The sequence below is a fragment of the Planobispora longispora genome, assembly GCF_016863135.1.
Classification (GTDB): domain Bacteria; phylum Actinomycetota; class Actinomycetes; order Streptosporangiales; family Streptosporangiaceae; genus Planobispora; species Planobispora longispora.
The window spans coordinates 171,532-181,840 of the sequence record NZ_BOOH01000044.1 but is presented as its reverse complement, the minus strand read 5'-3'; the positions used below and the strand labels follow the sequence as shown (position 1 = coordinate 181,840).

General features: G+C 74.0%; 7 protein-coding genes. 1 reads left to right on the top strand and 6 read right to left on the bottom strand.

Features of this window, described 5'->3' with window-relative positions:
* Window positions 1-254: substrate-binding domain-containing protein (locus tag Plo01_RS26560; protein WP_203893413.1), on the top strand; the 254-nt coding region annotated here is incomplete at its 5' end.
* Between the two features lie 136 nt (window positions 255-390).
* Here the strand turns inward: Plo01_RS26560 and manA are convergent.
* From manA to Plo01_RS26530, 6 genes are read right to left on the bottom strand one after another with little or no spacing between them, the layout of a single operon-like run.
* Window positions 391-1,575 (bottom strand): mannose-6-phosphate isomerase, class I, encoded by a 1,185-nt coding sequence (gene manA, locus Plo01_RS26555; protein WP_203893412.1) that lies wholly within the window; start codon window positions 1,573-1,575, stop codon window positions 391-393.
* On the bottom strand, window positions 1,563-2,873 hold the full coding sequence (locus Plo01_RS26550; RefSeq protein ID WP_203893411.1) for a GH1 family beta-glucosidase: 1,311 nt from the start codon (window positions 2,871-2,873) through the stop codon (window positions 1,563-1,565). The genes manA and Plo01_RS26550 overlap by 13 nt, the downstream gene beginning before the upstream one ends.
* A gap of 16 nt (window positions 2,874-2,889) precedes the next feature.
* On the bottom strand, window positions 2,890-4,359 hold the full coding sequence (locus tag Plo01_RS26545; RefSeq protein WP_203893410.1) for a glycosyl hydrolase: 1,470 nt from the start codon (window positions 4,357-4,359) through the stop codon (window positions 2,890-2,892).
* Between the two features lie 40 nt (window positions 4,360-4,399).
* Complete coding sequence (locus Plo01_RS26540) at window positions 4,400-5,371, bottom strand: ROK family protein (RefSeq protein ID WP_203893409.1); 972 nt, start codon at window positions 5,369-5,371, stop codon at window positions 4,400-4,402.
* Window positions 5,368-7,710 carry a glycoside hydrolase family 2 protein gene (locus tag Plo01_RS26535; RefSeq protein ID WP_203893408.1) on the bottom strand — a complete coding sequence of 781 codons (2,343 nt, stop codon included), beginning with the start codon at window positions 7,708-7,710 and terminating at the stop codon, window positions 5,368-5,370. The genes Plo01_RS26540 and Plo01_RS26535 overlap by 4 nt, the downstream gene beginning before the upstream one ends.
* An 8-nt stretch (window positions 7,711-7,718) precedes the next feature.
* Window positions 7,719-10,304 carry a cellulase family glycosylhydrolase gene (locus Plo01_RS26530; protein ID WP_203893407.1) on the bottom strand — a complete coding sequence of 862 codons (2,586 nt, stop codon included), beginning with the start codon at window positions 10,302-10,304 and terminating at the stop codon, window positions 7,719-7,721.
* Between the last annotated feature and the right edge of the window lie 5 nt (window positions 10,305-10,309).

Here is a 10,309-nt window from a genome sequence, read left to right as displayed (position 1 = left end):
TGCGGGTGCCGGAGGACCTGAGCGTCATCGGCGTGGACGACAGTCTGCCCGGCCGGTTGAACAGACCGAAGCTGACGACGATCACGATGCCGACCGCCGCCGCCGGGCGGATGGCGGTCGACCTGCTGCTGGCCGCCGTCAGCGCCGGAGACTCGGGGACGCCGACGTTGGCCCGGCTGGAGACCACCCTCGTCGTGCGCGAGTCCACCGGGACCGCGCACCGGACCGCCGGCCTGGTCAGCGAGCTGGGGTAACGGGGGACACGGACGCGGCCCGCTCGCCGGGGCATGCCGGCGAGCGGGCGTCAGTCCTCCCGGTCTCCTCAGAGGTGCGGTTCGGCGCGGAGGGCGGTTTCCTCAGAGGCGTGGTTCGGCGCGGGGGCCGGTCTTCTCAGAGGTGCGGTTCGGCGCAGAAGACGGTTCCGGCGCCGCGCAGGGTGACCCGGCCGTCCTTCGCCGGGAGGAAGGCGGACTGCCCCGCCTCCAGCGTCTCGCTCCGCCGTCCCCCGCCGCCCGCCGCCTCTTCCGGCTGCCCTCCTTCCAGCTGCCCTCCTTCCGGCGCGCCGCCTTCCACGGTGACGGAGCCGGAGGTGCACAGCAGGATGCGGGGGACCGGGCGGTCGAGGCTGTGGTCGAGGCGGGGGCCGTACACCGAGAGCCTGAACTCCGGAGCCGGCGGCAGGAAGTCGCCGCCGAGCAGCGGGGCGACCGGCAGCGGCTGGGCGTCGGGCCGGAGGATGCCCAGCAGGCCGGGCACGTCGACGGGCTTGGCCGTCAGCCCGGCGCGCAGGACGTTGTCGGAGGCGCCCATGATCTCCACGCCGAACCCGTCGACGTAGCAGTGGAGCACGCCCGCCCCCAGGAACAGCGCCTGCCCGGGGGCCAGTTCGTGCCGGCGCAGCAGGAGCGGCGCGAGCACGGCGGGGTCGTCCGGGTAGCGTTCGGCCAGCCGCCGGACGAGCCGGAAGGCGGGCCCGCCGAGCGGCCCGGCGGCCTCGGCGATGGCTTTCACCAGCGCGGACCGCTCGTCGTCCGGCCACTCCAGCAGCGCCCCCAGCGCCGCGGCGGAGCCCTTCTCCCCGTCCCCCTCCCGCAGGACGGCGAGAACCGGGTCCAGCGGTTCGAGCGCGAGCCGCGCCACGAGCTCCCCGGCCTGCCCGGCGGGGCGGAGCCCGGCGAGCGCGGTGAAGGGGCTCAGGGCGTAGATCATCTCCGGTTTGGCCCAGGGGTCGGCGTAGTGCGGGTCGCCCGCCGCGTATCCGGCCGCGGCCTGCGCCGCCGCCGGGTGGACCTGCAGCGACAGCGGGCTGTCCACCGCGATGAGCTTGACCAGGTACGGCAGGCGCTCCCCGAACCGCCGGATCGTCTCGTGGCCCAGCTCGGCCGCCGGGTCGTCGGCGATCACCTCGTCCAGGGTGCGCCGCCGCCCGTCCCTGACGAGGGACGAGGGGCCGGCCGGATGGGCGCCGAGCCACATCTCGGCCTCGGGCCCGCCCGGCGGCCGCCCGGTCAGCCGGGCGATGTGGTGGAGGGAGCCCCAGGGGTAGTCCTTGACGGGGTTGGTCAGTACGTCCACGGTGAGCCGTCCCTGTAACTCTTGATCGTCTCGCGGTACCAGATCGCGCTCTGCTTGGGGATGCGGCGCTGCGTCGGATAGTCGACCCGGACCAGCCCGAACCGGGGGCCGTAGCCGTGCCCCCACTCGAAGTTGTCCAGGAACGACCAGGCGAAGTAGCCCCGCACGTCGGCGCCCTTCTCCCGCGCCAGCCGCACCGCGGCGACGTGCGCGGCCAGGAACGCCACCCGGTCCTCGTCGTGCACGAAGCCGTCGTCGCCGGCGACGTCGTCGAAGGCGGCCCCGTTCTCGGTGACCACCATGGGCAGGCCCGGGTAGTCCCGGCCGATGCGGAGCAGCAGGTCGGCGCAGCCCTCCGGGGTGATCGGCCAGCCCATCCCGGTCAGCGGCCCGGTGCGCACCTCGCCGCCCGCCGAGAGCGTCGCGTCGAAGTAGTAGTTGACGCCCAGCACGTCGAGCGGGGCGGAGATCAGCTCCAGGTCGCCCTCGCGCACCGGCAGGACGGCGCCGCGCCCGGCCAGGTCGGCGACGACGTCGTCCGGGTAGCGGCCGTGCACGAGCGGGTCGAGGAACATCCGCACGCCGAGCCCGTCCGCCCTGCGGGTGGCGTCGCGGTCGGCGGGGCTGTCCGTCGCGGGCCTGGCCTGGCCCAGGTTGAGGGTGATGCCGATCTGCACGTCCCGGCCGCGTCCCCGCATGAGCCCGGCGGCCAGCCCGTGGCCGAGCAGCAGGTGGTGCACCGCGCGCACGGCCGCGGGGAAGTCCCGGCGGCCGGGCGCGTGGATGCCGTCGGCGTAGCCGTACACGGCCGTGCACCACGGCTCGTTGAGCGTGGTCCAGACGGGGACGCGGTCGGCGAGCCGGTCGAAGACGAGCGTGGCGTAGTCGGCGAAGCGGTAGGCGGTGTCCCGGTGCGGCCAGCCGCCCGCGTCCTCCAGTTCCTGCGGCAGGTCCCAGTGGTAGAGCGTGATCCAGGGGTCGATGCCCCGGGCGAGCAGCTCGTCCACGAGCCGGTCGTAGAAGGCGATGCCGCGGGGGTTGACCGGCCCGAGGCCGCGGGGCTGCACCCGCGGCCACGAGATCGAGAAACGGTAGGTGTCGACTCCGAGCTCCGCGAGCAGGGCGACGTCCTCGGGCATGCGGCGGTAGTGGTCGCAGGCCGCCTCGCCGGTGTCCCCGTTCGCCACGGCGCCGGGAGTCCGGCAGAAGGTGTCCCAGATGGAGGGGGTGCGACCGTCGGCGGTCGTGGAACCCTCGATCTGGTAGGCGGAGGTCGCCACCCCCCAGCGGAAGCTCATGTGCGGCCTTTCGTGATCAGGCGGGCAGGGTCCACTTCTGGTTGGCCTGGCCGGTGCAGGTCCAGATCTGCAGCGGGGTGCCGTCGGCCGGGCTCTGCCCGGTGGCGTCCAGGCACTTGCCGGTCTGCGGGTTCACCAGCCGCTGGGTGGCGGCGTCGTAGGTCCAGCGCTGGTTGGGGCTGCCGCTGTGGCAGTCCCAGATCTGGACCCTGGTGCCGTCGGCGTTGACGCCGCCGGCGACGTCCAGGCACTTGCCGAGCGCCCGGAGGGTGCCGTCGGTCCCGACCGTCCAGGACTGCGCCGTGCCGTTGGCGTCGCAGGTGTAGAGCTGCACCTTCGTGCCGTTGGCGCTGCCGGCCGCCGCCACGTCGAGGCACTTGCCGCCGAGCCCTCTGATCTTCCCGGTACGGGTGCCGCCCCCGCCGCCGGAGGTGACGGTGAACTCGCCGCGGTTGAGCACGCGCGGGCCGAAGTAGCTGGCCTGCACGCTCGCGTTGGTGTTGTAGGCCGGGTCGGTCAGCCACTCCGCCCAGACCATGAACCAGGTCCAGCGCGGCTGGGCGTCGAGCAGCGCCGGGCGGGGGGCCCGGCCGACCTCGGCCAGCGAGATGGGCTTTCCGCCCGCCACGTCGAGCATCGCCTGATAGTCGGAGGCCGACGGCTCCAGCTTGACCCACACGTCGAGCGAGGCCACGTCCACGGAGGCGGCGCCCGGCCAGTACTCGCCGATCGCGCCCATGTTCAGGTCCTTGACGTTCCAGACCCAGACCAGGTTGGTCAGGCCCTGGGCGGTGAAATAGTCGTAGGTGATCTGATAGAGCCTGCGGCTGCCGCCGGCCCCCGGGCGCCCGCCCCACCAGGACCAGCCGTCGTTCATCTCGTGGATGGGCCGCCACAGCACCGGCACCCCGGCGTTCTGGAGCTGCCGCAGGTACGGCACCGCCTCGGCGAGCCGGTTCTTGAACGCGGTGTTGAGAGCGGTGCCGTCGGTGACGAGCTGACTCCACTGGGAGTCCGACAGGCGGCTGAGGACGCCGCCGGTGTCCCACCCGCAGGTGGAGCCGACGGTGGGCGGGCACATGTGCCAGGTCAGGGAGACGATCGAGCCGCCCTGCCACTGCCGGATCGCCTCGTTGACCATCGTCTGCCGGTTGGCGACGTCGGAGGAGGCGAACAGGAAGTCACCGCCCCACAGGCCCGGGGTCTGGCCGGTGATCTGCTGGGCGACGCGGGTGTACCGGGTGGGGTCGCTGTTGGGTTCGCGGTTGTGCTGGCCGGAGACCGTGTACCGCCCGGAGATCCCGGACAGGTAGCCGATCAGGTCGGCGCGGGAGGCGGCGGGGAAGGCGTGGGCGGGGGAGGCGACCGCGACGACGGAGGTCAGGGCCAGCGCCACCGCCAGCGTCAGGGCCTGCCACATCCGGCGCGGCCGGGACGGGAGCGATCGGGGTGATCGTGGGATGCGGGACGAGTGGGGGGTGCGCATCGAATGCTCCTTGTCTTTCAGAACGTCTTCGGAACGTCTTCTAGAACGTGTCGAGCGGGTGGAGGGGGAGGCTCTCCTCTCGGGTGAGGGTGATCGGGGGGTTCAGGGCGAGCGCGGCGGCGCCGTACAGTCCGGCGTCCCGGCCCAGGGCGGTGGGCTCCACGGTCAGGCGGCGCAGGAAGCCCATCCCGGCCCCGGCCGCGACGGCCCGGCGCAGCGGATCCAGCAGGATCTCCCCGGCCGCGGCGACGCCTCCGCCGATGACGACGCGGTCCACGTCGAAGAGCGCCGCCGCGGACAGCAACGCTCCGGCCACGGCCCGCGCGGCCCGGTCGAAGGCGGCGGCCGCGATCGGGTCGCCCGCGCGGGCGGCGGCGGCCAGCGCGCGGGCGTCCCGGCCCCCGCCGGGGGCGGGACGCCACCCGCGGGCCAGCGCCCAGCGGGCCATCGAGGTGCCGCTGGCGATCGTCTCCACGCATCCGGTGCCGCCGCACGGGCAGGGCTCGGCGCCGGCGGCGGCGTCGCCGGGGAGCGCGGGGGCGGGCATGTGCCCGATGTGGCCGGCGTTGCCGGTCGGCCCCAGGTAGGGGACGCCGTCGACGACCAGGCCGCCGCCCACGCCGGTCGAGACGACGACGCCGAGCAGGACCCGCGTGTCCCCGCCCCGGGCGCCGCGCCACCACTCGCCCAGCGCCATGCACTGGGCGTCGCCCGCCAGGGTGACCGGCAGGCCGCCCAGCAGGTCCGAGACGGTCGAGGTGAGCGGGAAGCCGCGCCAGGCCGGGATGTTGACCGGGCTGACGGTGCCGCGCACCGGGTCGAGCGGACCGGCCGAGCCGATGCCCGCGCCGGTCAGGTCCGGTACGGCCAGCTCGCGCACGAGCGCGCCGAGCGTGGCGGTGGGGTCCGGGCCCACCGGGGTCTCCCGGCGGGCCAGGACCGCGCCGGTGGCGTCGACCACGGCGGCGGCGAAGGTGGTGCCGCCGATGTCGAGCGCCAGCACGGCCGTCACGGCCGGACCTCGTTGACGCAGCGCAGCACCGGGTAGGCGGTTAGGGCGGCCGGGTCCAGGTCCCGCGCGCCGGTGACGCGGAAGGTGACGCTCTCTCCCGGCAGCAGCGTGACGAGCTGGTCGTCGACCGCGGCGGCGGGGTCCAGCCGGTCGGGGAAGATCGCCAGCTCGCGCAGGATCGTGGTGGCGGTGACGGTGACGTCCAGCCCGTCGCCGGCCGGCTCGACGGTCGCGGTGAACTCCGCCGGAGGGTAGGCGACGGCCGGGTCCTCGGCGAAGAAGAACAATCCGCGCGACTCGCCGAGCTCCGCGCTGAGCAGCTCCGCGGCCGGGTCGTCCGGCGTCTCCGGCACCGGGATCCCGAGGGCGCCGCGGGCCGGGACGGCGACCTGCTCGTCCCGGCCGGACAGCACCCGCCCGGCCAGGTCGCGCCGGGCCAGCCGGAGCGTCCCGGCCCATTCCTCGTCGGTGTCGTTGACCAGGAAGACCTCGCCGTCCCTGCGGGTGACGAGCCGGTCGGCGTAGGCGCGGCGCAGGCCGTACCAGAGCGGCTTGCGGCGGCCCGCGCCGTCGACGGCGGCCCAGGAGGTGACCGGCCAGCAGTCGTTGAGCTGCCACACCACGGTGCCCATGCAGTACGGCATGAGCGAGCGGAAGCGCTCCACCCCGAAGGCGACGGCGCGGGCCTGGTTGAGCTGGGTGTAGTAGTGCCAGTCGTCGAAGGTCTCCGGCTGCGGCAGGTGCTCGCCGAGCCCGGTCAGCAGCCGGGCGTTGCCGTTGACCGCCTTCTGGTGGTGGAGGACTCCGGGGGAGTCCGGGGTGAGCGGCTCGTCGGAGACGCAGGCCCGGAGGGTGGAGTAGGCCGGCGGCCCCTGGTAGCCGAACTCGGCCACGAAGCGCGGCGTGTAGGCGGCGTAGTGGGTGTAGTCGCGCGAGCCCCACACGGTCCAGATGTGGATGGTGCCGTGCGCCGGGTCGTTGGGCGGCAGGTCGGGCGCGCCGGAGTAGGGGCTGCCCGGCCAGTAGGGGCGGGTCGGGTCGAGCTCGGCGACGATCGACGGCAGGAGGTCGTAGTAGAAGGCGGCTCCCCAGCTGCGTTCTCCGAGCTCCTCCTGCCAGCCCCAGTCGGCGTGGCCCTCGATGTTCTCGTTGTTGCCGCACCACAGCACCAGGCTGGGGTGGGCCGACAGCCGGGCCACGTTCTGGCGCGCCTCGGCCTCGACCTCGGAGCGGAAGGGCTCCTCCTCCGGGTAGGCCGCGCAGGCGAACGGGAAGTCCTGCCAGACGAGGAGGCCCTGCCGGTCGGCCAGGTCGTAGAAGTCCTCGGACTCGTACAGGCCGCCGCCCCAGACCCGCAGCGCGTTGGCGCCGGCGGCCATCGCCTGGCCGAAGCGCTCGGCCAGCCGCTCCGGGGTGACCCGGGCGGGGAAGCAGTCGTCGGGGATCCAGTTGAAGCCGCGGACGAAGACGGGGCGGCCGTTGACGATCAGCCGGAAGGCGTCCCCGTCGAGCTCGACCGTGCGGAAGCCGATCTCCTTGCGCCAGCGGTCGGTGCCCGCGGCGACGGTGAGCGGGTAGAGGGGCTGCGCGCCGTACCCGCGCGGCCACCACAGCTCGGCGCCGGGCACGTCCAGGCGGAGCACGCCCTCGCTCTGGCCGCGGTCGAGCTTCACCTCGGCGCTGACACCCGCGACGTCGGCGGTGACGGTGACCGGCTCGTCCCCGGCCCGCTCCACCCGCACGTGCACGTCCACGCCGTCGGCGCGGACCAGCGGGCGGACCTCGGCCAGCCGCGCCTCCGACCAGGAGTGCAGGCCGACGGAGCGCCAGATCCCGCTGGTCACCAGCGTCGGGCCCCAGTCCCAGCCGAAGTTGCAGGCCATCTTGCGGATGAACTGGTACGGCTCGGCGTACGGTCCGGGCCGCTCGCCCACCTCCGCCTTCCGCTGCTCGGCGTAGCGGTACGGCGAGCCGAACCGCATCTCCAGCGTGTTCTCACCGTCCTGGAGCAGGTCCCGCACGGCGAAGCGGTACGACCGGTGCATGTTCGCCGTGGTGGCGATCTCCACCCCGTTGAGCAGGACCGCGGCCACCGTGTCGAGCCCCTCGCAGACCAGGTCGGTCCGGTCGGATCCGTCCGGCCGCCAGGTGAAGGCGGTCCGGTAGGTCCACTCCGCGCGGCCGATCCAGGCCAGCCGGTTCTCGTTGTCGTCCAGGTACGGATCGTCGATCAGCCCGGCCTCGAGCAGGTCCGTGTGCACGCAGCCGGGCACCGTCGCCGGGATGTCGTGGTGCCCGGCTCCGGACAGGGTCCAGCCTTCGTGCAACGGACGGTACATCGGACTCCTCATCGGGTTGTGTCACTCCTGGGGTAGGCGACGACCTGGTCGACGGTGAGCCGGCCGCTTCCGGGGCCGCCACCGACGTAGATCGACAGTTGTTCGAACCTCGACAGGTCGAGCGGGCCGCTGGGGGCCCAGCCCGGGTGGTCGAAGTCCGTGAAGGGGATGCGGATCGGGCCGGGTGACGCGGGGGTGAGGGTGTGCTCGAAGTAGATCCCGCCGGTGACGAACTGGATCGTGATGTTCGCGGCCGGTCCGGCGTGGTCCAGCCGGAGTTCGAGCCCTTCGTGCCCCCAGACGTCCAAGGCCGGCCCGAAGGTGCGGGTGACGCCCGCGTACCCGGCGGAGCCGAGGGCGTAGTCGAGCCGCATGGCCTGCCCCGCCTCTCCCGGCGCCAGGTTCGGGGTGATCGGGTCGCCGCCGGGGTTGCGGGCGTAGGCGCGGGCGAGCTCCGCCGAGTCGGCGAACGCCTCGAAGTCGTCGACGACGGCGGGCGTCGCGGGCAGCGGTCGGGTGGTGAACGAGGCGACGGGGCTGTTCGTCCCGCCGAGCGCGTTGACCGCGGTGACCCGCCAGTGGTACGTGGCGCCCGGCGTGAGCGCGTCCGGCGCGGGGTACGACGTCCCGGTGATCCCGGTGCCGGAGAGCACGGGGTCGCGCAGGTCGGCGTGCGTGGAGACGGTGAGGGTGTAGTACCCCGCGCCCGCGGCCGGGCTCCAGGAGAACACCGGCGATCCCAGCACGTTCTCCGCACCCGGGGCCGGGGTGAGCAGGCCGAACTCGCCCGGCGCGGAGTCGACCGGCGCCGGGTCCGCCGACCGGAGGGTGGCCCGGGTCAGCCCGGTGCTCCCGCTCCACAGCAGCCGGACGTGGTCGGCGCCGCCCGTCTTCGCGGTGACGCGGCCGTGGTGGGCGTCGTGCCGCACGGTCCGCCAGTCCGCGCCGTCCTCGGAAGTCTGCACCTGCACGTCCGGCCGGCCGCGGGAGACCACGTCGAAGCGGACCTCCTGGGTGCCGGGACGGTTCCAGGACATCCACGCCTGTGATGAACCGGCGGGCCGCGCGACGGCGACGCCGTCCCCGGGCGTGATCGCGACGTTCGCGTGCCCGCTGGTCAGGAGGGTGCTCTCCACCGGGTCGGTGAGCACGGTCTGCGACGCGGCGACCCGCACCGGCTCCGACGGGGCGTCGCGGCGGCCGTGCCGGTCGACCGGGACGACCCGGTACCGCACGTCGCCCGCCGCCCCGGGGTCGATCCACGGCGTCCGGTCGTCGGTCAGCAGCCCGCGGTGTGCGGCGGTCCAGCGCCCTCGCGCCGAGCGTTCCACCACGTACCCGGCCGCGCCCGCCGTGCCCCGCCAGCGCAGTTCGTTGAGGCCGGCGCGCTTGTCCACCTGCGTGATCAGCGGCGGGCCGAGGGCCGGGGCGCGGCGGGCGGGGGAGACCTTCCCGGCGAAGGCGATCTGGGCCCGGACGGACTCCGCCATCGCGGCGTCGTCCCCGGGGAAGTGCATGGTGAAGCCGTCGTCGTGCTGGACGAACCCGTTGCGGTCGTGGTGGCCGAACAGCGACCACGACATCATCCCCGTGACGTTCGGGTCGGCGGCCACCGGGTCGAGGAGCTCCGTGCTCGCCGCGGTCGAGGCGTACTCCCCGGCGATGTAGACCTTGCCCGCGCCCGTCACCGCGGCGGCGTCGGCCTTCACCTTCGCCGCCGTCGGCGGGTAGTAGTGCACGTCCACGATGTCGACGCCCGGCGCGGCGAGCGTGTCGGCGTCGATGTCGAAGCGGCGGCCGGCCGCGATGAGCTGCCGGGGCGCCCACGCGCGGAACTTCGCGGCGTTGGCGTTGATCCAGTCGGACGTCATGCCCTCCAGCTCGTTGCCGAACTCCCAGGCCATGACGGTCGGGTCCGCGTTGTAGGCCCGGCCGGTGAGCGGGTTGACGCGGTGCATGACGTGCCGGACGTACGCCCGGTAGTCGGCGATCACGCGCTCGTCGGTGTAGAAGGCCGCCGACGGCAGGCCGTAGGGGTCGGTGAAGTCGCGGTGGCCGCCGTGGTAGTACGACCACTCGTCGGTGAGCGGCAGGACCAGCCGGATGCCGATCGAGCCGGCGTAGGCGATCGCGTAGTCGACCGTGGCGAAGGCGGCCTCGTTGAAACCGCTCTCCTTGCCGGGCAGGATCGACAGCTCGTTGCCGGTGGAGGCCATCATGTGCGAGCGCACCACGGTCATGCCCATGGCCTTGGCGGTGTCGAGCGCGTCCCGGATCCGGAAGAACGTCGGGTAGCCGACGCCGCCGACGTTCTCGTCCAGCCCGAGCCAGTAGATGTTGGTGCCGGCGAACCGGAACGGCCTGCCGTCGAGTTCGAGACGGGAGCCGGAGCGGGTCACGAACCGGGTGTTCACGGAGCGGTCCGGGAACCCTGCGCCCGGCGAGCCCGGGGCCGCCTCCGCTCCCGCGCTCGGGCCGGTGCCCGGTCCCGTGCCCGTGCCCGCTCCCCCCGGGGAGGGGGACGCGTGGGCGGGCAGGGCCAGGGAGACGGTCAGGATCATTGTTGCGAGACTCACCCATCTGCTGGAACGCATGCCAA